Raw genomic sequence first — 26,728 nt, forward strand, 5'->3', positions numbered from 1 at the left:
AGGCGACCTCGTTTATCGTCGTACGAGGGTAGAGGGGAAGCATCCATGAAAGCAATTCATCTTCTTTATTTATTGGATTCCAGAATGGAATAATAGAGATCCAAAACCTAGCGACACGGTGCATATGTGGATACGCAGAGCCTTCAAGCTTTCCTGGCCGTAGCCGACCATGGCTCCTTTTCTCTGGCGGGTGAGCACCTGCACCTGACCCAGCCGGCCGTCAGCAAGCGTATCGCCGTGCTCGAAGATCAGGTCGGCACCCGACTGTTCGATCGCATCGGGCGGCGTGTCTCGCTTACCGAGGCAGGCCGGATGCTGCTGCCCCGGGCCCGGGAAATCCTGGTCATGGTCGATGACAGTCGGCGTGCCCTGTCGAACCTGTCGGGCGACGTGGCTGGCAGCCTGACCATGGCCACCAGCCACCATATCGGCCTGCATCGTTTGCCCCCCCTGCTCAAATCCTTCACCCAGGTCCATCCCGGCGTTCGCCTGGACCTCCGCTTTCTCGATTCCGAGCAGGCCTACCAGGGCGTACTCGACGGTGACCTGGAAATCGCAGTGGTCACCTTGGCGCCAGTGCCCGATCCGCAGTTGCTCGTGGTGCCGGTATGGGTCGACCGGCTGCAGTTCGTATGTGGGCACGATCACCCCCTCGCTCACCACGACACGCTGTCCCTCGCAGCGCTTTCCTCGCACGATTCGGTACTCCCCGGGCCGTTCACGTTCACGCGCGGCCTGGTGGTCGATACCTTCGCTCGTGATGGCCTCGGGGTGAGCGTGGCGCTGTCCACCAACTATCTGGAGACGCTCAAGATGATGGTATCGATCGGGCTGGGCTGGAGCGTACTGCCCGAAACGCTCATCGATGAAAGCCTTTGTGTACTCCCCGTCAAGGTGCGCCCCATTCACCGCCCCTTGGGTTACCTGGTTCACAAGAGCCGGACGCTATCCAACGCCGCGCGTGCAATGCTAGAAAAACTCGATGAGCAGCGCGACAAGGATGAAAAGAGATGGTGACCCCTGCCCGCACGACAACCAGAGAAGGCTTCCCTGCGCAGCCAACCTCCCTGCGCCAGGCCGTGGCAGGCATGGCGATCCTGGTCGGCCTGCTTCTGCAAATCTCACGGTTCACTGCGTTTCCGGTCAACCCCGATCTGGTGGGGTATGCCTTTTGGCTGGCTGCCCTGCTGTTATGGATCGACCTCAACCCACTTACGCGTTGGCAATCCGGGGGGCTGGCCGCCATCGGTCTGGTGCTGCTGGGGGTATGCCGGTGGCGCTATGACGTGGCGATCGATTGGTCATCGATTCTCAACGGCAACACCTATGTGGTGGCCATGCTGGTCGGGGTCAGCTTCATCGGCCTGCTGGGCCAGGGCAAGGCGCCCTCGGGGGCACCCGGGCGAGCTACGATGGGCGCCAATGGAATCATCAGCACCTGGCTCAGCGTGCACCTGCTCGGAGCGATTCTCAATCTATCGTCGGTATTCATGGTAGGAGACCATATCAAGGCACGAGGCGGTCTAGGGACAGCCCAGATACTGACCCTGAATCGTGGCCTGTCGAGTGCCGCCTTCTGGTCGCCCTTCTTCGCCTCGATGGGCGTGGCAATGAGTACGGCGCCGGACATGGCCTTTGCATGGATCGTGTCCTTTGGTTTGCCACTGGCACTCCTGTCGGGGCTGGTCACTCGCCTCGAAATTCCGCGGCGCTACGCGTTGGACGATATTCAGGGCTTCTCGTTATCGCCGGCCAGCCTGTTCATGCCTCTTTCAATGGCCGCTCTCGTGATGCTGTTTCACTACGTGATCACCCCAGCCCTGTCGATCGTCAGCATCATCACCTTTCTGTTACCTGGGGTCGCCCTGCTTTTCCAGATGCGCTATGGCGTGCCAAGCGCGGCGCAACGCGTACTCCAGCATGCCCGAACGCGGTTGCCTGCCATGCGCGGCGAAATAACGCTTTTTCTGTGTGCAGGGCTCTTTACGCTAGGGCTTTCAAGTCTCATCGACGCCGCTACCGGAAGCCAGTGGGTCTTGTTCGAGCGTTTCGGGATACGTGAGGCCACGCTGAGCTATCTGGGTATCGTGTCGAGTGCGGTAATCGGCCTGCATCCGATCATCGGCGTATCAGCCCTGGCTTCGATGCTCGATCTCGACACCGTGAATCATACGCTGCTGGGTTTCGTGTGCCTGTCGGGCTGGGGCGTAGGGGCCGCCATCGGCCCCCTTTCTGGTATCAACCTGTCACTACAAGGGCGCTACGGGATCGGCAGCTATCGGCTCATGCGCCTCAATATTCCCTATGCCCTAGCCATGTCATGCCTGGTATTTTTCGCCATCATGCTGCTCGATGCTCTGATGTAGCTCATCACGCCGAGACCCGTGAAAAGTAGCGATGGCCACACTGATGACAAGGCTCGATACGCGTGACGCCATCGAGCTCGACTTTCGCGCCACAGTGCACGCAGGCCATGCGTCCCGGCGCGGCCAGCTCGCCTTCGAAATAATCGGCCCGGGCCGCTTCGAGATCGTCGTCGAACCGCGCCTTGTCGACGATGGAGCGATCGGCGACCGACAGTAGGGCTTCCGTCACCCGGCGCGAGACGACCGTCAAGTCGATGCCCAGCCAAGTGGCGACGCTCTCGCCACCGGCGGCCAGATAGTGGCGCAGGTCCTTGAGATCGCGCTCGACCCACGCACGCAACAACGCCAACTCGTCCTTGGTGTATTCCTCGAGCTCGGCTTCGAAGGCCACTGCATCGTCGAGGTCGCGCTGCAGGTTGTCCCACGACAGCTCATCGGCCCCTTCACGTAACCGGGATAGGACGCGCTCATACCCCTCGCGCATCTTGTACTCACGTTGCTCCCTGTTCTCGCTCATTTTCGACTCCTTGCTCCAACGGTTGCGGACCCTACCTGCACGGGCCCCACTACGGTATGCTTGTTCACCATTTAGACGCTATCTTCTCGCGCCTTCAAGGATTTCCGCCAGCCGTAAACCTGACGCGAGACGACCGTTCGCTCCCATGGCGTGAGGATGGTGCTTTTAAGCCCGACCTGCGCCAGCCCAACGCAAGGTGCCTTTACAGACCGATGGACGCACAGTACAAGCCCTTTGAAATCGAACGCGACGCCCAGCAGTTCTGGAACGAGAACCAGTGCTTCAAGGCGGTGGAAGATGCCAACCGCGAGAAGTATTACTGCCTGTCGATGTTCCCCTACCCCAGTGGCAAATTGCATATGGGGCATGTGCGCAATTACACCATCGGTGATGTGGTTTCTCGCTTTCAGCGCATGCAGGGCAAGAATGTCATGCAGCCGATGGGCTGGGATGCCTTCGGCATGCCGGCCGAGAATGCCGCGATACAGAACCAGGTCCCCCCGGCCAAGTGGACCTATGACAATATCGATTACATGCGCCAGCAACTTAAGGCGCTGGGCTTCGCCTACGACTGGAGTCGCGAATTCGCCACCTGTGACAGCGACTACTACCGCTGGGAGCAGTGGTTCTTCACCAAGCTGGTGGACAAGGGCCTGGTCTACAAGAAAATGTCGACGGTCAATTGGGATCCGGTCGACCAGACGGTGCTGGCTAATGAGCAAGTAATCGACGGTCGCGGCTGGCGCTCCGGCGCACTGGTCGAGCGCAAGGAGATTCCGCTGTGGTTCCTCAAGATCACCGATTATGCCGAGGAACTGCTGGCCGATCTCGACAAGGTCGAATGGCCTGAGCAGGTCAAAACCATGCAGCGTAACTGGATCGGCAAATCCAGGGGCGTCGAGCTGGCCTTCGATATCGCCGGACAATCGGGACAGGCCAGTGAGCCATTACGGGTCTATACCACCCGTCCCGATACCTTGATGGGCGTGACTTACGTGGCCGTCGCCGCTGGCCATCCACTGGCCAGGCAGGCCGCCGAAAGCGACCCGCAACTCGGCGAATTCCTACAGGAGTGTGCCCGCGGCGGTACCTCGGAAGCCGAACTGGCGGTGATGGAAAAGAAAGGCATGCCGACCGGGCATCGTGCCATTCATCCCCTCACCGGCGATGAAGTACCGGTTTACGTTGCCAATTTCGTGCTCATGGAATACGGCACCGGCGCGGTAATGGCGGTTCCTGGCCACGATCAGCGTGACTGGGAGTTCGCCACGAAATACGATTTGCCCATCAAGGCGGTGATTGCCGATGAGCACGGCCAGGCCCCTGATCTTTCCCAGGGCGCTTATACCGAGCATGGGGCTTTGATCAATTCTGGCGAGTTCGACGGACTCGATTTCCAGGCGGCCTTCGATGCCATCGCGGCCCGGCTCGAAGAGCAGGGGCATGGCGAGGTCAAGACCAACTTCCGTCTTCGCGACTGGGGAGTAGCGCGCCAGCGCTACTGGGGCGCCCCGATTCCGGTCAAGTACGGCCCCGAAGGCCAGACGGTACCGTTGACCGATGACGAGCTGCCGGTCGAACTGCCCATGGAAGTCACCGTGGACGCTTCGGGTTCTCCGCTCAAGAAGATGCCGGAATTTTCCGAACTGGGTGACGGCTGGGTGCGCGAGACCGATACCTTCGACACGTTCATGGAATCCTCATGGTATTACGCACGCTTTGCCTGTGCCGACAATCATGACGCCATGCTCGATGAGCGTGCCGACTACTGGCTGCCGGTGGACCTCTATATCGGGGGAATCGAGCATGCCATCCTGCACCTGCTCTATGCGCGCTTTTTCCATAAGCTGATGCGCGATTTCGGTCTGGTGAAGTCCGACGAACCCTTCCAGCAGTTGCTGACGCAGGGCATGGTGATCGCCGAAACCTTCTACCGTCCCACCGCCAACGGTGGCAAACAGTGGTTCAACCCCGCCGACGTCGAGGTCAAGCGCGACGAGAAGGGACGCCCGGTGAGTGCGGTCCTCATCAGCGACGGCCAGCCGGTCGAGATGGGCGGCATCGAGAAGATGTCGAAGTCGAAGAATAACGGTGTCGATCCCCAATCGATGATCGAACGCTTCGGCGCGGACACCGTGCGCCTGTTCATGATGTTTGCCGCCCCGCCCGAGCAGTCATTGGAGTGGTCGGATTCTGGCGTAGAAGGTGCGCATCGCTTCCTCAAGCGCCTGTGGCGCCTGGTGGCCGATCATCTCGATGCAGGAAGCCCCGGGAAGCTGGATTCGGCCGCTCTCAATGATGAGCAGAAGGCCCTGCGCCGCAAGACCCACGAGACGATTGCCAAGGCCAGCGACGATATCGGTCGACGCACCACGTTCAATACTGCCATCGCGGCGGTCATGGAACTTTCGAATGCGCTGGGCAAGTTCGAGGACACCAGCCCCCAAGGCCTAGCCGTGGCTCGCGAAGCCATCGAGGCCTGTATATTGTTGCTGGCACCGATTACTCCGCATGTGTGCCACGCTCTCTGGCGCGCCTTGGGGCACGACGCGCCGGTCATCGACGCATCGTGGCCCAAGGTCGACGAATCGGCCCTGACCAAGGACACCATAGAACTGGTCGTGCAGGTGAATGGCAAGCTGCGGGCCCGCCTTGAGGTTGCTGCCAACGCAGACAAGGCCAGCATCGAGGCGCAGGCCATGCAGGCGGAAAACGTCCAGCGGCATATCGAGGGCATGACGATCCGCAAGGTCATCGTGGTACCGGGCAAGCTCGTCAACATCGTGGTGGGCTAAGGCTACGCATCCGTTCGGGAGACAGTCATGAAGCGGCGACAATTCCTGCAGGTATCGCTACTCGGCGCGGCGTCCTTGATTCTCGCCGGGTGCGGCTTTCGCCTACGGGGTTACCAGACCGAAGGCCTGGGACTCGAGGCCCTGAGCTACGTGCCCGCCGACAGCGAGCTTGCGCCTATCGTGCGCAATGCGCTGATAAACGCAGATATTCGACTCCTGGCTGATGCCCCGCTTCGCCTGAACCTCGACCCTGAAAGGATCAGCGAAACATCGCTCACCCATGGCGATGCCGGCAGCCAGGAAATTGTCATTCGCCTAACGGCGCCGTTCTCGGTGCAACGTACCGAAGACGGTGCCTACCTGCTCAATCAGCAACAGCTCGATGTCGAGACCACGCTCAACGTCAGCGACGACAACCTGCTCGCTCAGGACAACATCCGCGCCGAGGCGCATGAGCAACTGCGCCGCGATGCAGCCCGCCAACTCCTCGAGCGCCTGCGTCCGCTGGCCGAATCCCAGGCCAATCGCTGATGAAGGTCTTTCCCGACAAGCTGACCGAGGCGCTGGAGAAGAAACTGCCCCCGGTCGTCATCGTCGCGGGGGACGAACCGCTACTGCATATCGAGGCCTGCGACACGGTGCGTGCCCGCGCCCGCGAGCAAGGGATCGAGGAGCGAGAGGTGCTGCATGTGGAAGGCAACTTCCCATGGGGTCAGCTCCTGGAATCTGCGACCAGCATGTCGCTCTTTGCCTCCAGCAAGCTAATCGAGCTGCGGCTCGGTTCACAGTCGCCCGGCCAGGAGGGTAGCCGGGCACTGGAAGCCTATGCCGAACGGCTCGGTGACAGCGATAATGTCCTGCTCATCTCGGCCGCCAAACTCGACCGCAAACTGCAGCAAAGTAAATGGTTCAAGGCCATGGACAAGGCCGGGCTGTACGTCCCGGTGTGGCCCGTGGATCATCAGCGCCTCGGCTTCTGGTTGCGCGACCGCGCCGGTCGCCATGGCCTGACGCTCGATATGGACGCGGCACGCCTGCTCGGCGAGCGAACCGAAGGCAACTTGCTGGCGGCCGATCAGGAACTGCAGAAACTCGCACTGATTCTTCCCCCCGGGGCACGTCCGGATGTCGCCACGATCGCCAGCGGCGTCGAGGACAGTGCCCGCTACGATATCTTCACCCTGACCGAGGCCTGCCTGCGGGGTGAGCGTGAACGTACCTCACGGATCGTACGTGGGCTGAAAGGCGAAGGTGTCGAAGCGCCGATCGTGCTGTGGGCGCTGACGCGGGAAATGCGCATCCTGCTATCGCTGTATCAGCATCTCGACCAGGGCCAGAGCTTCGAGCACGCCTGCAAGGCTCAGAAGCCGCCCATCTTCGACAAGCGACGCCCCGCCTACCAGCAGGCACTGAAGCGGTTACCGGTCAAGCGTCTGCACAAGCTCCTGCTGTTTGCCCAGCGCCTCGACCTGGCCATCAAGGGTGCGAGCCCACTGCCCCTCTGGGAAGGACTACACGACCTGGCCCTGACTCTTGCTGGTGGCCGCGGGGTGTTGGCGGAGTCGCCGATCGCCTACAAGGTTGGCTGAGCTCAAACCTAGAAATGCATTCCTCCGCAGGTCCTAAACCAGCCCACAACAACTCTTGAACTTATATCCCGTGCCACACGGGCAAGGGTCGTTGCGCCCCGGCTTGAGGCGCGAGACGTTGGGTACACCGTCTTGGTATACCCAGCGTGCTTCTCGGTAGACAAAGCGCGACTCTTCCTCGAGTACTGCCCAACGCCGTCGTTCACGAAACGTGGCACGAAAGCGCACCCGCCCCGAGTCGCCCGACTGGGCATGCTCGAGAATGTCGAGCCGCATCCATTCAGTATCGGAAAGGTCTCCCAGAGAGCTAGGGCGTGTATCGGGATGCCAGGTCTCGAGCAGATAGCCTGCCAGCCCCATTGCAAAGGCACAGTAGCGGGAGCGCATGAGCGCTTCTGGCGTGGGCGGTGTAGCCTCGCCGAGATGAAAGCGCTCGCAACAATCGCCGTAGCGCTGTCTGGAGCCACACGGGCAGGCAAAAGATGGTGTCAGGGCCATGCCCCCCTCCGTTCGCATATGGGCCTTTATTTTACCTCTCAGAGCTTGACGACAACAGTCGGCTCGGTCGTTGACATGGCTTACTGCCACCCAGCTTGCATATCCCCGGTGGCGTCGGTCAGTCATGCCAAGCCGGAGGACATGGGGTATCAGTGTCGTAAATTCATTCGGAAAAAGGCATGAAAATCATGGCGGTTCGGTTCTATACTAATCGATGCATCGCGTAAGTAGACATCGGATCATTCAACACGCTGGAAGCCAGTCCACCCAATAAGGAACATTCCCATGAAGAAACTGACCCGTGTTCTTAGCCCTCTTCTCATTCTTTTCCTGACCGTTGCCAGCCTGCCGGTCGCTGCAGCCCCGCAGCCCGCTTCGTCGCTGATTTCGACTCAAGATGCGCTGCAAGCCGACCAGCGTCGTAGCGATCGTGAACGAATCAATGAACTCCTGGCACGCCAGGACGTGCAGGAGCAGTTGCAGGCCCAAGGGGTCGATCCTGCCGATGTAGAAGCGCGTGTCGCCGCGCTATCCGACGAGGAAGTTCGCCAAATGGCCGAGCACCTTGATGAGCTCCCCGCCGGTGCCAGCGTCGTGGGCGCCCTGGTGTTCATCTTCGTCGTCTTGCTGGTGACCGACATCCTCGGCCTGACCAATGTTTTCCCGTTCACTCGCTGAGTGCGGAAGATGCCAAGCAATTTGAATCATCTGCTACAGCAAAACGCCCGCCTCGCGGGCGTTTTGCTGTTTATCCTTGCGCTGGGTCTGATATCGGGGTGTGCCAGTGGACCTCGCCTTGCCAGCCCCGCCGAGATGGGTGTCACCGAGCAGGTCAAGCTCGATCATGTGCCGTTTCATGGGCAACGCGATTACCAATGCGGTCCTGCTTCTCTGGCAATGGCACTCAATGCATCAGGTGTCGATGTGGATGTCGACACGCTGATTCCCCAGGTCTACCTCCCCGGACGGGAAGGAAGCCTGCAACCCGAGATGCTGGCGACGCTACGCCGCTACGAACGTATCGGCTTCGTGATCGATGGTCGCTTCGAGACGCTTTTCCAGGAACTCGACGCGGGCCATCCCGTCGTCGTGATGCAGAATCTCTCCCTACCGGCATGGCCGATGTGGCACTATGCCGTCGCCATCGGATATGACCTCGAAGATGAGGTCATGATCGTCCATAGCGGCATGGAACCGGCAAGACTCGAGTCCTTCAAACGCTTCGATTCGACCTGGGCACGTAGCGGCTACTGGGCCTTCGTCGCCCTGCCACCGGGCGAGTTGCCAGTGAGTATCGGCCCTTCACGGGCCATGGATGCGATAGCCGCGTTCGAGCATGCTCAAGGCACCGAAGCTAGCCTGCCCGCCTGGCAGGCAACCGTGTCACGCTGGCCTCAGCATGCGATGGCCTGGTTTGCCTTGGGCAATGCCCAGCATGCCAACGGCGATGCCACTGCGGCGGCCGAATCCTTCGAGAAAGCCACCGACGAGGATCCGACGCTGACGGTAGCCTGGCTCAACCTGGGCCTGACCCTGGAAGGCCTGGGCGAGATTCAGCGGGCCCGACAGGCACTCCAGCAGGCTGCCAGCGCCTCCGGGCAGTGGCAGGAAACAGCTCGCCAAGCGCTTATCCGCCTAGACGGTTAAGCACTGGTTGGTCATTCACGAACGCCAGAAGATGGAGCTAGGCCGCCATGGCAAAAATAGCGATATACGGTGCCGGGGGCGTGGGCGGCTACTTTGGGGGTCGCCTGGCCGAAGCGGGTCATGACGTGACCTTCATCGCCCGGGGGGAGCATCTGACTGCACTTCAACGCGATGGGCTCAAGGTAACGAGCATCGCTGGCGATTTTACAGTCGCTCCCGTCAACGCCACGCCGTTACCGAGCGAGGTCGGGCCGGTCGATTATGTGATCGTGGCAGTCAAGGCTTGGCAGGTAGCCGAGGCCGCCGAGGCAATGCACCCTATGCTCGGCCAAGATACGCTGGTCGTTCCGCTTGAGAATGGTGTAGAAGCCGCGGATCATCTCGCACGAATTATCGGGCGCCAGCATGTCATTGGTGGGCTTTGCGGGATCCTGGCCTGGCGGGAAGCCCCGGGGCATATACGTCATGCCGGCGTCGACCCCTTCATACGCATCGGCGAACTCGACAAACACCCCAGCGAACGCGTTCAGCAGTTAAAGGCGATCCTGGACGGGGCGAACGGAGTCAGTGCCGAAGTCGTCGATGACATACATGTCGCCATCTGGAGCAAGTTCCTGTTCATTTGCGCCATGAGCGGCATCGGCAGCATTACGCGTGCGCCGATCGGCGTCACACGTGCCTTGCCGGATACGCGTCAGGTTATCGAGGACATACTCTCGGAAATCTATCAGGTAGCCCGCGCCAAGGGTATCGCGTTGCCCTCCAATGCCATCACCCGGGCCATGGCATTCATCGACAGTCTTCCTGAAAAGAGTACCGCCTCGATGCAGAGGGATATCATGCAGGGGCTGCCATCGGAATTGGACGCCCAGAATGGTGCGGTGGTCAGACTCGGTATCGAGTACAGCGTGGATACACCGGTAAACCGTGTCATCCACGCCGCCTTGCTACCGCAGGAAATGCATGCCCGCGGGGTCGAGGCTGGACCCAGCCACTGAGCGATCAGTCACGTTGATAAGTGCCCACCAGGCGGTTCATGCCCAGCAGATGGGGCTCGACCTTGCTAAGTAGCTCGCCGAGAGACAAGCCTTCCGGAAGGTCGAGCTGCTTATCCAGTGCCAGTATCCAGAAATAGTATCGATGCAGGCCATGGCCCTCCGGAGGCATCGGCCCACCATAGCCGACATTACCGAAATCGTTGTTGCCGGCGGTACCCGCCTGGGTCCCCTCCTCCAGGCTCGTGGTCGATGCAGGCAGGTTATATAGCACCCAATGCACGAAACCATACAGGCCATTCTGTACCAGCGGCGCATCGGGGTCATGACAGATCACGGCAAAGGCCTGGGTACCTTCAGGTGCCTCACTCCAGCGAAGCGCCGGTGAAACGTCCTGCCCCTCTGCGGAATGCTTGGTGGGAATATTGTCTTGCGCTTCAAACGCCTCGCTCTCCAGCTTGATGCTTGATAGGGCGAACGCCATGACGAAAGTCCTCCTGGTGGAAGTGTTGATGGGTTCGAAGCAGCGCGCCTCGGCTATCCTTTACTGTACATTCGAAGAGAAGTCCTTGGCTGTCAATCGCATTGCCAGCCAGTGAGCCTTGGGTCCCAGCCCTTTTGCGTGTCGCGCGTACCGGTGAAGTAGCGTGATATCGACGAGTTGCCTCGCTTCGTGGCCCCTGATAGCGTTACATGACTCCCTACACTCAGGATGATGCCATGGATCCTTCAGTCAATAGTGCCGTCAGTGCGTCACTGGTCATGCAGCAGGCGCAGACCCTACAACAAGCGCAGATGCAGATATTCCGGGAAGCGCTGGATACACAGCAGACCCAGGTCACCGCCCTGATGGAGTCGGCCACGACGCAATCGCGCCTGGCAACGGATGGCTCCGTGGGTACCCAGATCGATACTTACGCCTGAGCCTGGCTCGTTGCCATGTCCTACGATATCCGGATCAAGTCCCTGTACAGTGACATCGGCGAGGATGGCGCCAGGGTTCTGGTGGATACGACATGGCCTGAAAGCCTGTCGTCCGCCGCGCTGGCGCTGACCGAGTGGGTTCCGGAAACACCGGCATCATCGGGTCAGGTCGCGCTCATGCGGCTGGCCCGTCAAGACCGTCTCACTCTACTGACCGCCCACCCCCTGCCGGCCCCTTCGCTTGACGCTCTTCGCAATAGGTTACTCGCCGAACTGGCAGAAGAGGATCGCCAGGCTGATGGCGATACACTCAGTTCGCCCCCCTGCTTTCTCCAGGATTTCGATCAATAGCGTAGAGGTGCACTAATGACCCGACGGCTACTCATCGTGGCCCACGCGCCTTCGCCCAATACCCGACGACTATTGGAAAGCGCGGAGCGAGGAGCTCGTCATGAAGATGTCGAGAACGTCGAGGTCGTCGTGGTTTCACCCCTCGACGCAGGACCAGAGGACGTTCGCCGTTGTGATGCCATTCTTCTGGGCACGCCCGAGAACCTGGGCTACATGAGCGGCGCGCTGAAGGATTTCTTCGATCGATGCTATTACCCGCTACTGGAAGAGACTCAAGGGCTGCCGTGTGCCCTGTATATCCGTGCTGGCCACGACGGCACCGGGACCCAGCGTGCCGTCCAGAGCATCGTTACCGGACTACGCTGGCAATGGGCGCAGGAGCCGCTGATTTTGCGCGGGCAATGGCAGGCAGCGTTTGTCGATCAAGCCGAGGAGTTGGGCTTGTACATGGCGGCAGCCTTGGATAACGGCGTGATCTGATACGACAACGGCACCCGAGGGTGCCGTTGAGGATGACGACCGACGTCAGGTCATTTCAAGCGCTCGAAAACCGTGGCTACTCCCTGCCCCATGCCGATACACATGGTGGCCAGACCCAGCGTCGTATCCTGCTGCTGCATCACATTGAGCAGCGTGGTGCAGATACGTGACCCCGAACACCCCAGCGGGTGCCCCAGAGCGATGGCACCACCGTTGAGATTGACCTTCTCATCCATGGCATCGTAGAAGCCAAGATCCTTGAGAACGGGGATTGCCTGTGCGGCGAACGCCTCGTTCAGCTCGACAGTCTGGATATCCTTCGACGACAACCCGGCCGCCTTGAGCGCCTTCTTCGAAGCGGGCACCGGCCCGTAGCCCATGATCGAGGCATCACACCCTGCCACCCCGGTAGAAAGCACTCTGGCGATTGGCTGTAGGCCCAGAGCCTGAGCGCGCTCGTAACTCATCACGGCCATCGCCGAGGCACCTACCGACAGCGCCGATGACGTTCCTGCAGAGACCGTGCCACTGCGCGGGTCGAAGACCGGCTTAAGCTTGGCCATCTCTTCGAGGCTGGCATCGATGCGTACCACCTCATCATGCTTGATGAGGCGCTTGAAGCCTTGCGTATCATGCCCTTCGATGCCAACGATTTCGTTATCGAAGTAGCCCTGCTGGTTGGCGGCATAGGCGCGCTGATGGGAACGTACACCGAACTTGTCCTGGTCTTCCCGGGTGACGCCATGCATCTTGCTTAGCAGCTCCGCGGTAAGGCCCATCATCATGGCCGCCTTGGCCGCGTACTTGCTGGCGGCGGGGTTGACGTCGACACCATGGGCCATCGGCACGTGCTCCATGTGCTCGACACCACCGATGATATAGAAGTCCCCCATCCCGGCTTTGATATTGGCGGCCGCAATGTGCAACGCCGTCATGGAGGAACCACACAACCGGTTCACCGTCTGCGCCGGCACACTACGGGGGATCCCTGTCATAATCGCCGCGTTGCGTGCGATGTTCATGGACTGCTCGAGTGTCTGGTTGACGCAGCCCCAGATCACATCATCCACTTCATTGGGATCGAGCCCCGCGTTGCGATCGAACAACGCCTGCATCACGGAAGCCGACAGGTTTTCAGCACGGACGTTTCGAAACGCCCCATTCTTGGCCTTGGCCATGGCAGTCCGCACACCGTCGACCACCACGATATCTCTGGGATTCAAACTCATCTGCAAATTCTCCTAAAAGCGTGGTGGTTCAGGCGTAGAAACGTTCACCGGACTTGGCCATCTGGCGCAACTTGTCGGTCGGCGCATAGAGCGGCCCCAATTCGTCGGCCAGGCGATCCGCCAGCGCGACGAACTCGGCTACGCCGGTGGCATCGATGTAGCGTAGTGCACCACCACGGAACGGAGGGAAGCCAATACCATAAATCAATGCCATGTCTGCCTCGGCGGGGGTGCCGACGATGCCATCTTCAAGACACCGCACGGTTTCCAGGCATAGCGGCACCATCATGCGCGCGATGATCTCGTCGTCGCTAAGTTCCTTTTGCTCTTTCACCACCTGCTTGACCAGTGCATATGCCTGGTCGTCGCTGACCTTCTTCGGCTTGCCCTTGCGATCTTCCTCGTAGGCATAGAAGCCCTTGGCATTTTTCTGGCCCAGACGATCGTTCTCGTACATCACCTGGATCGCGGTCTTGCTATCGCGGGCCATGCGCTCCGGGAAACCTTCTGCCATGACTTCATTGGCATGTACGGCGGTATCCATGCCGACCACATCGAGCAGATAGGCTGGCCCCATCGGCCAGCCGAATTTTTCCATGATCTTGTCGACGCGCTGGAAATCGGCGCCCTGCTCCACCAGGAAGCTGAAGCCTCCGAAATAAGGGAAGAGCACGCGATTGACCAGGAACCCCGGGCAGTCATTGACCACGATCGGGGTCTTGCCCATGGCGCGAGCATAGGCGACGGTAGCGCCAACCGCGGCGTCTGATGTCTTCTCGCCCCGGATGACCTCCACCAGCGGCATGCGGTGTACCGGGTTGAAGAAGTGCATGCCACAGAAGTTCTCGGGGCGCTTGAGGTTCTGTGCCAAGCGATTGATCGAGATGGTCGAGGTGTTCGAGGTGAGTATGGCGTTATCGCCAATCAACCCTTCGACTTCGGTCAGGACGGCATCTTTGATTTTGGGGTTTTCGACTACGGCCTCGACGACCAGATCGACATGACCAAAATCGCCGTAGGAGAGCGTGGGCCGGATATTGGCGAGTTGTTCGGCCATTTTGCCGGTGTTGAGCTTGCCGCGCTCGACTTGCTTGGAAAAGAGCTTACGCGCTTCCTTCAGACCCAGTTCGAGCGCCTCTTCCTTGATGTCCTTCATCAGGATCGGCGTGCCCTTGGAAGCACTCTGGTAGGCAATGCCTCCCCCCATGATACCTGCGCCGAGTACGGCAGCCTGGGCGACCTTGCCACCCTTTTTCTCGTACTGACCGGCCTTTTTCTTGACGACCTGATCGTTCAAGAAGAGGCCTACCAGATTGAAACAGACATCGGTCTTGGCCAGCTTGGCGAAGCCCTTGGACTCGATGGCCTGTGCCCGGGCCCGGCCTTCGCCGGCCCCTTTCTGGATGACCTTGATCGCCTCGATGGGCGCCGGATAGTGCGGGCCCGCCTTGCCAGCAACGTAGCCCTTGGCCGTCTCGAAGGCCATCATCTGTTCGATGGCATTGAGCTTGAGCGGGCCTTGCTTGTCTTCCCGGCGTGCCCGATAGTCGAGCTCACCCTGGTTGGCGCGCAGAAGAATATCCAATGCCGCTGCTTCGAGCTGATCGCCAGGCACCACAACGTCTACAGCGCCCATCTTGAGTGCTGCGTCAGCCTTGTTCTCGGTACCGCCAGCGATCCACTCGATGGCGTTATCGGCACCGATCATGCGAGGCAGGCGTACGCATCCCCCCCAACCCGGGAGGATGCCCAGCTTGGTTTCCGGCAGTCCCATGCGAGCCGACTCGCTCATCACACGGAAGTCGGTCGTCAAGGCAACTTCGCAGCCGCCGCCCAGGGCCAATCCGTTGAGCGCTGTCACGGTAGGGAAAGGCAGGTCCTCGATGGCATTGAAAATGCCATGCACATGCTCGAGCATTGCCAAGATTTCATCATCGCCCTTTTCGAACATGCCATGGAATTCGGTAATGTCCGCGCCGACGATGAACGCATCCTTGGCGCTGGCGATAACCAGGCCCTTGATGCCCTTTTCTTTTTGCAATGCCTCGACGGCATCACCCAGTTCCGTCACGACGGCCCCGGACAACTTGTTGATGGACTCGTCCTTCAGGTCGAAGGTGAGCGTAGCGATGCCATCGCCGTTGGTCGCCACCGAAATGGCATTGCCTTGGTAGATCATCCACGCATCTCCACAGAAAGATTCATACGGGCGTTTGATTGCTGGTTAGCTTGGTCCAGCTTGCTCCTGGCGTCAACCCCAGCGTCGCTAGGCCATCGTCTAACATCCGCCGAGGCAAGTGCCGCGTGTCGCCTTGAAGCGACTCCCCCTCGCCAAGCTCAGTTGCTAGGATGCGCGGCATTTCTGTAACTGTCCTGGTACTCATGCGACACCCGGATTCAGACAATGCTCCAGACATGAGTTCACATCGGGCAGCCAATGCCTGGTTCGCTCGCTTCCAGGCGATAACCGGCACCGCAGAACGCTTGGTCAAACGTCTTCGGCCTTTCTTATGGCTATGGCCTCCCATCGCCTTTGGTGCAGGTGTCGCCAGCTTCTTTCTGGTTGAGCGTCAACAATGGTTAGGGGCTGCCTTGGCGCTGGCCATGTTGCTGGCCTGGGTCCTGCTACTCACGGAAAGCCTTCTTAGCCGGGTGCTTGCCCGTTTTGGCTACCCTTCGCCGCCTCGGACAGTTACCACCTTCATCGCCCAGATGATTCACCAGGAAACCCTTTTCTTCAGCCTGCCCTTCCTGCTTGCGACGACCGTCTGGACCAGTGGGCAGGCACTCTTCACGGTTCTGATCATGGCCATGGCGGTCCTGGCGATTCTCGATCCTCTCTATTTCAGGCTCGCCGAGCGCCATCGCTGGATCTACTTCGCCTTCCATGCGCAATGCGTATTCGTGGTCATGCTGGTGGTACTGCCGCTGATGCTGCATCTGACGACCGGTGAGAGCCTGCGCTATGCCCTGCTGGTCATGGTGGTCTTCAGCTTGCCGAGCCTGTTGCACCTGATCCGTCCCAGACGGGTGAGGAGCTGGCTCGCTCTGATCACCCTGCTGGGGCTCTTGGCCACGTTGGGCTGGGTGGGCAGAGCCTGGGTACCTCCCGCTACGCTATGGATCAGCGGAAGTGCACTATCCCCTGGGTTCGATGTCGAAGAAAGACGCCCACGCGGCAGCCTTCGCCTGCAAACAGATGAAGTGCGACGCAGCGGACTCTATGCGTATACCGCAATCCATGCCCCACGCGGGCTGCGTGAAACGGTCTATCACGAGTGGCGCTATCGGGGTGGACTCGTGGACCGCGTCCCGCTGGAAATCCGCGGCGGGCGACAACAGGGCTATCGCGCCTGGTCCCACAAGCGTAACTTTCCTGAGGATCCGTCGGGCGACTGGCGTATTGATGTGATGACGGCGTCCGGCCAACGCATCGGCATGATCCGCTTTGAGGTCAATGAGGATGCCAGCGAATCACGTATGGCCACTGGCACGATCTCACCTCCTGCGGGTCTGCCGGGCCTGGATTGGCCTCGTCTGGTACCTGGTAACGGTGCCAGTGAAGAAGGGGCATCTTGACGCGCCCTGAAACAAGCACTTGCATTGCACGACGGGGGTTCGGACAATTCGAACAACAGTCAGCGATTACGGAACACCATGCAACAGAATATCGGTTTCAAGCTGTCTCGATTGCCGCGCCTCTGGCGCGCGATACTCGACCGGCGCCTGGCCCCTCTTGAGCTGACCCAGACTCGTTGGATCACTCTTTATCATCTTTGGCATTTAGGAGACGGTCAGCCTCAATGCGATTTGGCCCGGGCTATCGGTGTCGAAGCCCCTTCGCTGGTTCGCACCCTCGACCAGTTGGCCGAACAGGGCTTGATCGAGCGCTGGCCGTGTGAGCAGGATCGTCGCAGCAAACGCGTCTTCCTCACGGCAGAAGCCACGCCCCTGCTCAAGCGAATCGATCATATCGTCAGTGAAGCCCGAGCGGAAATGCTCAGCGGGCTGGATAACGATGACATTGCCAAGCTCGACGAATTGCTCAGCCGCATCGAGCGTAACGGCCTGGATATCCAGGCCCGTGAAGGCGATGTCTCGGGCATCAAGGCTTGACGCTTTTCGATCCCGATTCGACCGGTGCACTTCCTTGCCGGTCGGGTCTGCCTGCCAATGCATCCCTCAACGCGGCAAAACTCTGGGCATAGGCCACGAATCGCTCACCCTGCTGCGATTCATACCACCACATGGTCAAAGCCTCCCGGTCCGACTCCAGTACGAGAGCATCCTGAGGTAAGCGTTCCAGTAACATGACAAGATGGTCTTCTGCGTCGGCAGGTAAGGGACGCAACGGTTCGATGCGCCAGCGCCACCCCGGCCGAAACGTTTTCAGCGCCTCGCTCGCCTTCTCGTTACGTACCAGCATGAATCGAGGCCCCGGCCGTTGCGGTGGATAGGTCCAGCGATAGCTCGGCATCGTCCCCCGTACCTCATGCAGTGGCGGCTTGGCCAGCTTGACCGTCACGCCTTCTTGTGTCGCTGTAGTGCGCAGCCGTGAGACTCGCGCCTGCCGGGGGCTGGGCTTGAGCCACATGACCGGGGCAATCACGAACATCAGCACCAGTACGATGATCAACCACTCCATCCCAGCCTCCAAAACAATGCGTAAGAAGCAAAACGTTGATATGGATCGTTGTTCTCGAGCATGACCCCGCCTAGAGTGAGGGGCATCATAGGTTAACCAATCGGGAGAGTCCCATGAGCAATGAATATCGCCATATTCTGGTTGCAGTCGACCTTACCAAGGACTCCCAGCGAGTGCTTGAGCGGGCGCTGCCGATCGCCGAGCGCAACCAGGCCAAGCTATCGATCATGCACACCCTCGAACCCCTCGGCTTCGCTTACGGTGGGGATATTCCGATGGACCTGACCAGCATCCAGGATCAATTGGACGATCATGCCAAGCAGCGACTGGCCGAGATAGCCGATCCGCATAATGTTCCCCGAGAAAACCAGTATGTCGTGGTAGGCATGCCGGACACCGAGATCCATCGCTTCGCCGAGGACCATGACGTGGACCTGATCGTGGTGGGCTCTCACGGACGCCATGGCTTCGCGCTCTTGCTGGGATCGACGTCCACCGGTGTCCTGCATGGGGCTCGCTGCGATGTACTGGCCGTTCGCGTCGGTACCGACGGTGAAAAGAGCGACGAATGATCCAAGGCGATGACGCCCGAAACGGGCGTCATCGCGGTCATTCTCCCGAGGCCATCGCTTCGAGCTCCATCCAGCGCTCCATGGCCTCATCCAGCTTGGCCTGCTTGGCATTCATGGCCTCCAGGGTCGCCGTCACCGCCTCGGCATCCTGCTGATAGAAAGCAGGATCGCCCACTTGCTGCTCGAGCTTGGCAACATCGTTTTCCAAGGTTTCGATAATTGCCGGCAAGCCGTCGAGTTCCCGCTGCAGCTTATACGAGAGTTTGACCGGTTTGGCACGTGAAGCTGGCGTCACCTTTGGCTCGGGCTCAGGCGTGGTTGGCGCTGATTGGGTCTTGGCTTGCTTGGAAACTTGCCGTGCATCGAAGTCCCACGGTGCCGGTGGAAGCTTCCCCCCCTGGCGGACCCAATCGGAATAGCCCCCCACGTATTCGCGCACGCGCCCCTCACCTTCGAACGCCATCACACCCGTGACCACGTTGTCCATGAAGGCACGGTCGTGAGAGACTAGGAGCAGCGTTCCCTCGAAGTTGAGCAACAACTCTTCCAGAAGCTCAAGTGTCTCCACATCCAGGTCGTTGGTCGGCTCGTCTAGCACAAGCACGTTGGCTGGCTGGGTGAATAGCTTGGCCAGCAGGAGCCGGTTGGATTCTCCGCCCGATAGGGCCTTTACGGGCTGGCGCGCACGCTCGGGCGTAAATAGGAAATCCTGCAGGTAGCTCATGACATGCTTGTCCTTGCCCCCGACGGTGACTCGATCGCTACCCTGAGCCACGTTGTCGTAGACCGTCTTTTCCGGCTCGAGACCGGCGCGCAACTGATCGAAGTAGGCGACCTGTATATTGGTTCCGAGCTTGACGCTGCCTTCCGTAGGTTCCAGCGCGCCCAAGAGGATCTTGAGCAGGGTGGTCTTTCCGGCACCGTTTCTGCCGATGAAACCGATACGATCGCCGCGCTGCAATTCCAGACTGAGATCGCGTATCACCCACTCATCGCCGAAGCGCTGGCTGACCCCCGACAATTCGACCACCCGCTTGCCGCTACGCTCGCCGCTATCCACCGCGATGTTGGCACGCCCCTGACGCTCACGGCGCTGGCTACGTTCATTTCGCATTTTTTCCAGCGCCCGCACGCGCCCTTCGTTACGGGTACGCCGAGCCTTGATGCCTTGACGAATCCAGGCCTCCTCCTGGGCGAGCTTCTTGTCGAATTCGGCATGCTCTCGTGCCTCGACTTCAAGCTCATGCGTCTTCTGCGCCTGGTATTTGTCGTAATCGCCGGGATAGCGTCCCAGGCGTCCACGATCCAGCTCGAGGATGGTCGTTGCCAGCCGCGACAGGAACGCCCTGTCGTGGGTGATGAACAATACCGCGCCATTGAAGCCAAGCAACTGCTCCTCGAGCCAGGTAATAGTATCGATATCCAGGTGGTTGGTCGGCTCGTCCAGCAACAGAAGATCGGGCTCGGCCACCAGAGCGCGGGCCAGGGCCACACGCCGACGCCAGCCCCCCGAGAGCGCCTCCATGGGACTATCGGCAGGCAGTCCCAGGCGGGTCAGGATGGTGTCGATGCGCTGATGAAAGGACCAGCCGTCAATGGCTTCCAGCTGCGTCTGCAGCCGCGCCATGCGCTGCATGTCGGGCTCGGCTTCCAAAATGAGATGATGGTACTCAGCCAGTAGCGATCCCGCCTCAGGGAGCCCCTGTGCCACCACGTCGAAAATCGTTTCACCGGATGCAGCCGGCAGATCCTGTTCAAGTACGCCCACCTTGAGCCCCGGGGCACGCCAGATACTCCCCCCATCGGGCAGGGATTCGCCGGAGACCAACCTGAGCAGCGTCGACTTGCCGGTGCCATTGCGCCCGACCAGCGCCAGACGCTCGCCCTTTTCGATCACCAGATCGGCACCGTCGAGCAGGACATGCGTGCCGTAGGCCAATTGCAACTGTTCCAGACGTAGCAGGGTCACGCGTGTACCTCATGATTCATCAAAGGCCCCTAGTGTAACGCATGGCCGAGCGGAGGTGGCCTTGGGTACAATGGCTGTCTTGACGCAAGGAGTCTCCGCGTGGCCCAGCCAAACGAAACAGACGATAGTTTCCTCCCCGAGGCGCTGCAATTTCGCTCACCCGCTTCGCTGGTGGATATTGGCGCCAACCTGACCCATGAGAGCTTTGCCCGCGATATCGAGTCCGTGATTGCCCGTACTCGGGCCGCCGGTGTCGATACGTTGATCCTCACCGGTACCGACCGGGAGCATGCCGAGCAGGCCGTTAGCCTCGCACAGCAGCACACAGGGCTCTATGCCACCGCCGGTGTCCATCCCCACGATGCCAGTCACTGGACACCCGAGATGGCCCAGGCGATGCGCACATTGCATGGTGCGGCGGAAGTCGTTGCCGTGGGCGAATGCGGGCTCGATTTCAATCGAAACTTTTCGACCCCCGAACAACAGGAGCATGCCTTCGAGGCACAGCTAGGCCTCGCCGTGGAGAGTGGGCTGCCGTTGTTCGTGCATGAGCGCGACGCGGGACGCCGCATGCTCGACATTCTCAAGGCGTGGCGAAACGACATTAGCCAAGCGGTGGTGCATTGCTTCACCGGCGACCGCGATACTCTCTTCGGATATCTCGACCTCGACCTGCATATCGGCCTGACCGGGTGGATCTGCGATGAACGTCGTGGTCATCATTTACGCGATCTGGTCGGTAACATCCCGCTCGACCGATTGATGGTCGAAACCGACTGCCCCTACCTGCTGCCTCGCAACTTGCCAGCCAAGCTCAAGGGGCGCCGCAACGAGCCAGCGCTGCTACCCTGGATCGTACGCGAAATCGCGCATTGGCAGGGTGTCAGTGAACGAGAGTTGGCACAGGCGACCACCCTTACGGCTCAACGATTCTTCCAACTCCCCACGACCCAAGAGGATACCTGATGGCCGAATTGCCCGGCTTCATTGCCATCGAAACCGGAGAGGAAGGCGGACTTCCCCTCGCTATCGCCTGGTCGCTTCCTGACGGTCGGATCAAGCACACCCTGATTCAGCCCGATAGTGATTGGCTGGACAATGAAATGGTGTCGCTGGGGGATTACAGTCTCGAGGAGCTCGATAACCTAGGGGTGAGTCCACTGGACGTGATACGTGAGCTGGAAACCGACCATTTTAGCGAAACGTTATATACCGCCGGCGTCAACGATGACGAAGCATCCTTATCGAGGTTGTTCGATGTTTATGGCATCGATCCATTCGTCGAATTGGCCCCGGCAGATTCGCTGTACAGTTCGCTGACGCCCGGTGAATGGTCTCGAGCTCGGGGCGACATGTTCGGGGAAATGGGGTTCGAGCCCATGCGTCCCGAACAGGAAGTCGAAGTCATGCTACTGCTGCATCAACGCCTGAACGAGTCCGAGTGACAAAGGAGTTAGGGACGACGCTTCATGCGGGCGACATCATGAGTCGCTGCCGTCCCTGCTCGATCGCTTCCTGTTGCGTCAGCCCTTCACGGTAAAAGGCCTGCAGCGTACTGCGAAACGACGCAGCCCGTTTGGGCAGTCCTTCACGCTCGTAGCGCTCAGCGCGCTGTGCCACCCGCGTCTGGAACGTCTCGCGGTCGACTTCGACCTCGCCCAGGTTATCGACGCTGACGTTGAATTTCAGCCCGCACGCCCGTGAGAAAAGCGATTCCAGTGCTTGTGGGGCGATCTCAACAGATTCGAAGTCACGCTGCTGCTCAGTATCGCGCCCATCGGGAAGATACCAGTAACCGTAATCCTCCTTAAGCCGGCGTGATTCGCCAGCAATGCACCAATGGCTGATTTCATGCAAGGCACTGGCGTAAAACCCCCGTGCAAAGACGATCCGATGGTAGCGTACGAGCCGATCCGCCGGACGGTACAAGGGTTCGTCATCACCACGCACCAAGCGGGTGTGATACGTGGGGAAAAAGACGCCATCGAACAGGGCGATGATGTCGTCGAGACGATGATGCACGATAACTCCAAGAGCAGGAAAGCCCACCATTATAGTGTGGAGAAGCCGAGCGAAAAACTGGGCGGCTTGCTAGACTGCCGAGCTGCCCGGCTGAGCAGGCGCTCGTCCCTGCATTCGCGCGCGTTTCATACAAGGAGCAAAACGTCTTGTTTCCCCTCTCGTCGTCAATGATCGCACGCAGCCGCAAGGAGACGTGGCTGTTGATTCGCCTGGCCTTGCCGATCTGCGGGGCGCAGCTCGCCCAGGCGGGTATGGGCACCACCGACGTGCTCATGACGGGTCGACTGAGTGCTACCGACCTGGCAGCCGTTTCGGTCGGCTCCAGCCTGTGGATGCCCTTGATGCTGTTCATGACTGGCACTCTGATGGGCGTTACGCCCATCGTAGCCCAGCTATTGGGAGGCGGACAGGCTCACCGAATCCGAGCCAATGTTCATCAGGCCCTGTGGGTCGGGCTGGTTCTGGGGATTCTCTCGGGCCTATTACTAGGGTTCGCCGTGGCGCCCATCTTCCGGCTGATGAATGTCCCGCCACAGGTCGCGGCGTTATCGGCTGATTACCTCGCTGCCGTCGCCTTCGGCATGCCTGGCGTCGCCCTGTTCCAGGCGCTACGTGCCTTCTCCGACGGCATGAATCATACCCGGCCCTCGCTCTGGATCAGCCTGGTGGGATTGGCCGTGAATATCCCCGCTAACTACGTTCTCATCTATGGCGGCGAAGGGCTCAGCGCTCTGTTCGGCACTGCTTTGCCAGCGTCTCTGGAATCGATTCCGGCCCTGGGTGCCATGGGCTGTGGCATTGCCACTGCGCTATCGATGTGGGTCATGGGGTTGGCCATGCTTCGCTATACGCAGCGTAGCCGGGCCTATCGGGATGTGTCGCTATGGCGGGCACCGACTCCGCCCCAAGTGAAGATGATCGGTGAACTATTGCATGTGGGGCTACCTATTGGAGTCGCCATTTTTGTCGAAGTGACCTTGTTCACCCTGATCGCTCTGTTCATCGCCAGCCTCGGTGAAGTCACCGTGGCTGCGCATCAGGTAGCGCTCAATTTCACCTCGCTGCTGTTCATGCTGCCGCTGTCGCTCGGCATGGCCTTGACAGTGCGCGTGGGCAATACCCTGGGTAGCGGGCAAGGGGAACTTGCTCGGTTCGTGGCCTGGAACGGAGTGGCAGTCAGCCTGGTCATCGCGTTGGCCAACGACCTGATCCTGTGGCTAGCCGCGGAGCCGGTCGTGGCGCTTTATACGCATGATTCGGAGGTCCAGGCCCTCGCCGTATCACTGATATGGCTGGCCATCCTCTATCAGATATCCGATTCGCTGCAGGTCAACATGGCAGGCGCCTTGCGCGGCTACAAAGATACGCGAATCATCATGATCATCACATTGCTGGCCTACTGGGTCGTCGGATTGGGAGGCGGTCATTGGCTCGGTATGGGCGGCTCTGGCGCGCCAGTCCCTGCGCTCGGCGTCTATGGCTACTGGATCGGTCTGATCGCCGGACTCTCTATGGCGGCGCTACTGCTGGGCCTTCGCCTGCATCGTATCAGCCGTGCCGAGGCCCAACGATTGCAACCCAGTCAAAGCGGTGATTAAGTTATCTACACATAGAGGTAACAGGAGACTTAACTTTTAACGATCGACTGTGCTAATAGTGAAGCAAGGCGACGCCGTTACCATGCTCAAGGAGGGTAATCATGGGCAATCCACTATCCCCCCGTACGGCCCAGGTCATTGACCTGAAAGTCATGCGAGAACGGCAACTCGCCAGGCGGCGGCTGGTTCGACTGGCCCCGGAGCTGGACGGTCTCGAGATGCTTTATCACCTCGCCTCTGATCCGGACACGCTGTATGGCATGCCTTTGCTGGCCTGGGGAATGCAAGAAGATGGCGATATCGTAGGGCTGGTTCCGTGGATGGAAGCCTTGACACCTTGCCATCAACTCGACGACCCCGAGCATGGTCATTTTGTCGGCTACCGCGACCCCGAGACGGAAGAAATCTTCCATAGCCCTCCAGATCACAAGGTCTTCGAACTGGAGCATGCCGCAGCATACTTCGACTATGAGGCGACCTCGGAGCCTACGTTGATCCAGCAGCTACCCGACACGCTGGGTACACATGCGTTATGCATGGACAACGATGATCGGCCCTGGCAACTGAAGCAGGTATTTGGATGGCGCCTTTATAGCAATGGCGACGTCGAAGCTCTACTGGTCGATGAGCAGCGTATCGAGAATACCCCGGTTCTCGCGGGAGATGCTTGCCTTTATCCAGGGCACAGCCGTCACGATGTGGTCTATTTCTTCCAGCGCATCATCGCCAACCGTATCAAGCAAGAAGACCCTGCAACCCTAGAGGCCCTGGCGCTGATGGTGACCCGCTGATTCAAGACGTACCCAGCTGGATGTCGTAGATATAGGTCCCCTCGGCCTCGGACTGATGAATCAGTGCGTGGCCGAGAAATGCGCAGAACTTGGGGATATCACGCGTCGTGGCAGGATCCGTGGCGAGTACACGCAAGACCTCGCCCGGTTGCATTTTTCGGACACGGTTATGCATCAACATGATGGGCTCGGGACAATATAGGCCGCTCGTGTCGAGCTCGGCATCATAAGATGAGTCTGCTTCAGTGATGTCTGGCATGGAGTATGAACCTTCCGTCTAGCGCTAACAGTAAGGGCAGAGTGAGATGATCAAGATACTCATCGAGCGGCGTATCACGCCAGGCCTCGAGGAAGAGTACGACCGAGCTGCACGCGATGCCATGCGGGCTTCGATCAATGCGTCCGGTTTCATTGCCGGCGAGAGTCTTCACGAGCGCCACCATTCTGATAGACGTCTGCTAGTCACCCAATGGCGAGACGTGCGCGCATGGAAAGATTGGCTTTATAGCGCCGAGCGCGAGCGAGCCATGCAGCGTATCCTGCCCTTGCTCGTTGAAGAAGAGCACATCCGCCTTTTCGAGCACGACTGAAGATCAGCTCAGCAGACGCACATGTACCGTGACTTCTTCGCGGTCATGATACAGGTGTTTGCAACGAATCTCAGCCGCCACCCGGGCCGCGTCCAGCTGCGTCTGAAGCCGTTCCAGACAGCGCTCGACTTCCCGCCAGCGCTGCTTCATGGGCAGCTTGAGGTTGAAGACGGCTTCTCTGCACCAACGCCGCACAAGCCAACGTTCGACCATCGATACGACACGCATCGGTTTGTCGACGATATCGCAGACAAGCCAATCGAGTCGGCCCGGTGGCTCCCAGACGAAACCATCCTCATGTAAGTGTTCGACTTGCCCAGTAGCCATCATTCCCTTGTCCATCGGGCCATTATCGATGGCATGGACATACAAGCCCTTGCGTACCAGCTGATAGGTCCAGCCGCCCGGAGCGGCCCCCAGATCGGCAGCCTGCATACCTTCCGCAAGGCGTTGTTCCCATTCGTCACGCGGTACGAAGACATGCCAAGCCTCTTCGAGCTTGAGCGTCGAGCGGCTGGGTGCCTCACGAGGCGCGCGCAAGCGCAGGATGCCTCCGGGATGCTCACTGCGATTACCGGGAAAACTCATGCCAAGTTGCACGCAATCGCCCTGGCTCCAGAAAAGATGAAGCCTGCGTTTTCCCGCTTTACGGCGCAAGGCGCCGGCTTTCTTCAACAGTGATGTCAGCGGACGGTCCAACGCCTTGGCCAGGCCGCTCAGTGCCTTGCCATCATTGGTATCGGGGGTCTCTTGCCAGACCGACTCGAAGCTCCAGCCGCTCGCCACGACCTGTTCAACAATGGATGTGAGGCGGTCGTCGCGGGGGAGTTCCGCCAGAACCGGCAGCGCAACCAGACTTTGTCGAGCAAAGACTAGCTGCTCCAAAGGAATATCACGATGCAGGCCATTGGCACCCTGGTCGCTTTCCAGTACGTAACGCACGAATCCACAATCAGGGGTATACGCCGTGCTGCCCTGCCATCCCATCACTGCCGCCTTGTCGCCGAGCTCTTCAGCCAGGTCGCGTTCGAAGCCAGGGCGGCAATACAGCAGCAGTTGATGAGGAATCATGGGGCGTCCTGTCGAAATACAACGAAAAAACCCCGGCCTGCTGGCCGGGGTTTCCGAAAAGGTGCCTGACGATGACCTA

The 26,728-nt window shown here is 59.8% G+C and carries 29 protein-coding genes; 19 read left to right on the top strand and 10 right to left on the bottom strand.

The annotated features are described in order from the left end of the window. The first annotated feature begins 126 nt into the window (after nt 1–126). Nucleotides 127–1,017: a LysR family transcriptional regulator gene (locus JH15_RS16920; protein ID WP_043532446.1), complete on the top strand. Its 891-nt coding sequence runs from the start codon at nt 127–129 to the stop codon at nt 1,015–1,017. Beyond that, on the top strand, nt 1,011–2,366 hold the full coding sequence (locus tag JH15_RS16925; RefSeq protein ID WP_052384198.1) for a hypothetical protein: 1,356 nt from the start codon (nt 1,011–1,013) through the stop codon (nt 2,364–2,366). Before JH15_RS16920 ends, JH15_RS16925 begins: the two co-directional genes overlap by 7 nt. A gap of 4 nt (nt 2,367–2,370) precedes the next feature. Here JH15_RS16925 and JH15_RS16930 read toward each other — a convergent pair whose 3' ends face one another. Further along, the gene (locus JH15_RS16930) at nt 2,371–2,883 is read right to left on the bottom strand and encodes a zinc ribbon-containing protein (RefSeq protein WP_043532449.1); all 513 of its coding nucleotides are present in this window, start codon (nt 2,881–2,883) and stop codon (nt 2,371–2,373) included. Between the two features lie 212 nt (nt 2,884–3,095). On the opposite strand from JH15_RS16930, the gene leuS reads away from it, so the two are divergent. Genes leuS through holA form a run of 3 tightly spaced genes read left to right on the top strand, consistent with a single transcriptional unit; the run spans nt 3,096 to nt 7,267 of the window. Next, nucleotides 3,096–5,678 (top strand): leucine--tRNA ligase, encoded by a 2,583-nt coding sequence (gene leuS, locus JH15_RS16935; RefSeq protein ID WP_043532451.1) that lies wholly within the window; start codon nt 3,096–3,098, stop codon nt 5,676–5,678. 27 nt (nt 5,679–5,705) lie between these two features. Beyond that, a complete protein-coding gene (locus JH15_RS16940; RefSeq protein WP_043532453.1) occupies nt 5,706–6,209 on the top strand; it encodes an LPS-assembly lipoprotein LptE in 504 nt (167 codons plus the stop codon). After that, on the top strand, nt 6,209–7,267 hold the full coding sequence (gene holA / locus JH15_RS16945) for a DNA polymerase III subunit delta (RefSeq protein ID WP_043532455.1): 1,059 nt from the start codon (nt 6,209–6,211) through the stop codon (nt 7,265–7,267). Before JH15_RS16940 ends, holA begins: the two co-directional genes overlap by 1 nt. Before the next feature lie 33 nt (nt 7,268–7,300). On the opposite strand, the gene JH15_RS16950 is transcribed toward holA, so the two are convergent. Continuing rightward, on the bottom strand, nt 7,301–7,765 hold the full coding sequence (locus JH15_RS16950) for a YchJ family protein (protein ID WP_043532456.1): 465 nt from the start codon (nt 7,763–7,765) through the stop codon (nt 7,301–7,303). Nucleotides 7,766–8,050: 285 nt separating this feature from the next. Between JH15_RS16950 and JH15_RS16955 the strand changes: the two genes are divergently transcribed. The 3 genes from JH15_RS16955 to JH15_RS16965 are packed head-to-tail and all read left to right on the top strand — an operon-like array spanning nt 8,051 to nt 10,410. Then, nucleotides 8,051–8,443 carry a PA2779 family protein gene (locus JH15_RS16955; protein WP_043532458.1) on the top strand — a complete coding sequence of 131 codons (393 nt, stop codon included), beginning with the start codon at nt 8,051–8,053 and terminating at the stop codon, nt 8,441–8,443. 9 nt (nt 8,444–8,452) lie between these two features. Further along, nucleotides 8,453–9,412: a PA2778 family cysteine peptidase gene (locus JH15_RS16960; RefSeq protein WP_043532460.1), complete on the top strand. Its 960-nt coding sequence runs from the start codon at nt 8,453–8,455 to the stop codon at nt 9,410–9,412. 47 nt (nt 9,413–9,459) lie between these two features. Next, nucleotides 9,460–10,410 carry a 2-dehydropantoate 2-reductase gene (locus JH15_RS16965; RefSeq protein WP_043532462.1) on the top strand — a complete coding sequence of 317 codons (951 nt, stop codon included), beginning with the start codon at nt 9,460–9,462 and terminating at the stop codon, nt 10,408–10,410. Nucleotides 10,411–10,414: 4 nt separating this feature from the next. Here JH15_RS16965 and JH15_RS16970 read toward each other — a convergent pair whose 3' ends face one another. Further along, nucleotides 10,415–10,891 carry a YbhB/YbcL family Raf kinase inhibitor-like protein gene (locus JH15_RS16970; RefSeq protein WP_043532464.1) on the bottom strand — a complete coding sequence of 159 codons (477 nt, stop codon included), beginning with the start codon at nt 10,889–10,891 and terminating at the stop codon, nt 10,415–10,417. Between the two features lie 236 nt (nt 10,892–11,127). Here JH15_RS16970 and JH15_RS16975 point away from each other — a divergent pair, with 236 nt between their 5' ends. The 3 genes from JH15_RS16975 to JH15_RS16985 are packed head-to-tail and all read left to right on the top strand — an operon-like array spanning nt 11,128 to nt 12,162. After that, complete coding sequence (locus tag JH15_RS16975) at nt 11,128–11,331, top strand: putative motility protein (RefSeq protein WP_043532466.1); 204 nt, start codon at nt 11,128–11,130, stop codon at nt 11,329–11,331. Between the two features lie 15 nt (nt 11,332–11,346). Further along, a complete protein-coding gene (locus JH15_RS16980; RefSeq protein WP_043532468.1) occupies nt 11,347–11,682 on the top strand; it encodes a DUF488 family protein, N3 subclade in 336 nt (111 codons plus the stop codon). 15 nt (nt 11,683–11,697) lie between these two features. Then, nucleotides 11,698–12,162, top strand: a complete 465-nt coding sequence (locus tag JH15_RS16985) for a flavodoxin family protein (protein ID WP_043532470.1) — start codon at nt 11,698–11,700, stop codon at nt 12,160–12,162. Between the two features lie 50 nt (nt 12,163–12,212). Here JH15_RS16985 and fadA read toward each other — a convergent pair whose 3' ends face one another. Together fadA and fadB are read right to left on the bottom strand one after the other, a co-directional pair. Continuing rightward, nucleotides 12,213–13,391: an acetyl-CoA C-acyltransferase FadA gene (gene fadA, locus JH15_RS16990; protein WP_043532471.1), complete on the bottom strand. Its 1,179-nt coding sequence runs from the start codon at nt 13,389–13,391 to the stop codon at nt 12,213–12,215. Nucleotides 13,392–13,419: 28 nt separating this feature from the next. Then, the gene (fadB, locus tag JH15_RS16995) at nt 13,420–15,570 is read right to left on the bottom strand and encodes a fatty acid oxidation complex subunit alpha FadB (protein ID WP_043532472.1); all 2,151 of its coding nucleotides are present in this window, start codon (nt 15,568–15,570) and stop codon (nt 13,420–13,422) included. Between the two features lie 236 nt (nt 15,571–15,806). On the opposite strand from fadB, the gene JH15_RS17000 reads away from it, so the two are divergent. Together JH15_RS17000 and slyA are read left to right on the top strand one after the other, a co-directional pair. Continuing rightward, on the top strand, nt 15,807–16,970 hold the full coding sequence (locus JH15_RS17000; protein WP_043532473.1) for a DUF5924 family protein: 1,164 nt from the start codon (nt 15,807–15,809) through the stop codon (nt 16,968–16,970). 78 nt (nt 16,971–17,048) lie between these two features. After that, nucleotides 17,049–17,507, top strand: a complete 459-nt coding sequence (slyA, locus tag JH15_RS17005; RefSeq protein WP_043532474.1) for a transcriptional regulator SlyA — start codon at nt 17,049–17,051, stop codon at nt 17,505–17,507. Here slyA and JH15_RS17010 read toward each other — a convergent pair. Beyond that, on the bottom strand, nt 17,497–18,036 hold the full coding sequence (locus tag JH15_RS17010; RefSeq protein WP_043532475.1) for a hypothetical protein: 540 nt from the start codon (nt 18,034–18,036) through the stop codon (nt 17,497–17,499). The genes slyA and JH15_RS17010 overlap by 11 nt on opposite strands. A gap of 113 nt (nt 18,037–18,149) precedes the next feature. On the opposite strand from JH15_RS17010, the gene JH15_RS17015 reads away from it, so the two are divergent. Beyond that, nucleotides 18,150–18,608, top strand: a complete 459-nt coding sequence (locus tag JH15_RS17015) for a universal stress protein (protein ID WP_043532476.1) — start codon at nt 18,150–18,152, stop codon at nt 18,606–18,608. Between the two features lie 37 nt (nt 18,609–18,645). On the opposite strand, the gene JH15_RS17020 is transcribed toward JH15_RS17015, so the two are convergent. Next, the gene (locus JH15_RS17020) at nt 18,646–20,577 is read right to left on the bottom strand and encodes an ATP-binding cassette domain-containing protein (RefSeq protein WP_043532478.1); all 1,932 of its coding nucleotides are present in this window, start codon (nt 20,575–20,577) and stop codon (nt 18,646–18,648) included. Nucleotides 20,578–20,676: 99 nt separating this feature from the next. Between JH15_RS17020 and JH15_RS17025 the strand changes: the two genes are divergently transcribed. Then, on the top strand, nt 20,677–21,543 hold the full coding sequence (locus JH15_RS17025; protein WP_043532480.1) for a TatD family hydrolase: 867 nt from the start codon (nt 20,677–20,679) through the stop codon (nt 21,541–21,543). Continuing rightward, nucleotides 21,543–22,022 carry a hypothetical protein gene (locus JH15_RS17030; protein ID WP_043532481.1) on the top strand — a complete coding sequence of 160 codons (480 nt, stop codon included), beginning with the start codon at nt 21,543–21,545 and terminating at the stop codon, nt 22,020–22,022. Before JH15_RS17025 ends, JH15_RS17030 begins: the two co-directional genes overlap by 1 nt. 22 nt (nt 22,023–22,044) lie before the next feature. On the opposite strand, the gene JH15_RS17035 is transcribed toward JH15_RS17030, so the two are convergent. Next, a complete protein-coding gene (locus JH15_RS17035; protein ID WP_043532483.1) occupies nt 22,045–22,599 on the bottom strand; it encodes an elongation factor P hydroxylase in 555 nt (184 codons plus the stop codon). Between the two features lie 167 nt (nt 22,600–22,766). Between JH15_RS17035 and JH15_RS17040 the strand changes: the two genes are divergently transcribed. Beyond that, nucleotides 22,767–24,197: an MATE family efflux transporter gene (locus tag JH15_RS17040; protein ID WP_043532485.1), complete on the top strand. Its 1,431-nt coding sequence runs from the start codon at nt 22,767–22,769 to the stop codon at nt 24,195–24,197. 101 nt (nt 24,198–24,298) lie between these two features. Then, nucleotides 24,299–24,988: a hypothetical protein gene (locus JH15_RS17045; RefSeq protein ID WP_043532487.1), complete on the top strand. Its 690-nt coding sequence runs from the start codon at nt 24,299–24,301 to the stop codon at nt 24,986–24,988. 1 nt (nt 24,989) lies between these two features. Here JH15_RS17045 and tusA read toward each other — a convergent pair whose 3' ends face one another. After that, nucleotides 24,990–25,247, bottom strand: a complete 258-nt coding sequence (gene tusA, locus JH15_RS17050) for a sulfurtransferase TusA (RefSeq protein WP_043532489.1) — start codon at nt 25,245–25,247, stop codon at nt 24,990–24,992. A gap of 46 nt (nt 25,248–25,293) precedes the next feature. Here tusA and JH15_RS17055 point away from each other — a divergent pair, with 46 nt between their 5' ends. After that, on the top strand, nt 25,294–25,578 hold the full coding sequence (locus JH15_RS17055) for an antibiotic biosynthesis monooxygenase family protein (RefSeq protein WP_043532491.1): 285 nt from the start codon (nt 25,294–25,296) through the stop codon (nt 25,576–25,578). A 3-nt stretch (nt 25,579–25,581) separates the two neighbouring features. Here JH15_RS17055 and rlmM read toward each other — a convergent pair whose 3' ends face one another. Continuing rightward, nucleotides 25,582–26,649: a 23S rRNA (cytidine(2498)-2'-O)-methyltransferase RlmM gene (rlmM, locus tag JH15_RS17060; RefSeq protein WP_043532493.1), complete on the bottom strand. Its 1,068-nt coding sequence runs from the start codon at nt 26,647–26,649 to the stop codon at nt 25,582–25,584. Nucleotides 26,650–26,728 lie beyond the last annotated feature (79 nt).

Origin of the sequence: Litchfieldella xinjiangensis (assembly GCF_000759345.1) — a bacterium.
In the GTDB taxonomy this organism is placed as follows: Bacteria; Pseudomonadota; Gammaproteobacteria; order Pseudomonadales; family Halomonadaceae; genus Litchfieldella_A; species Litchfieldella_A xinjiangensis.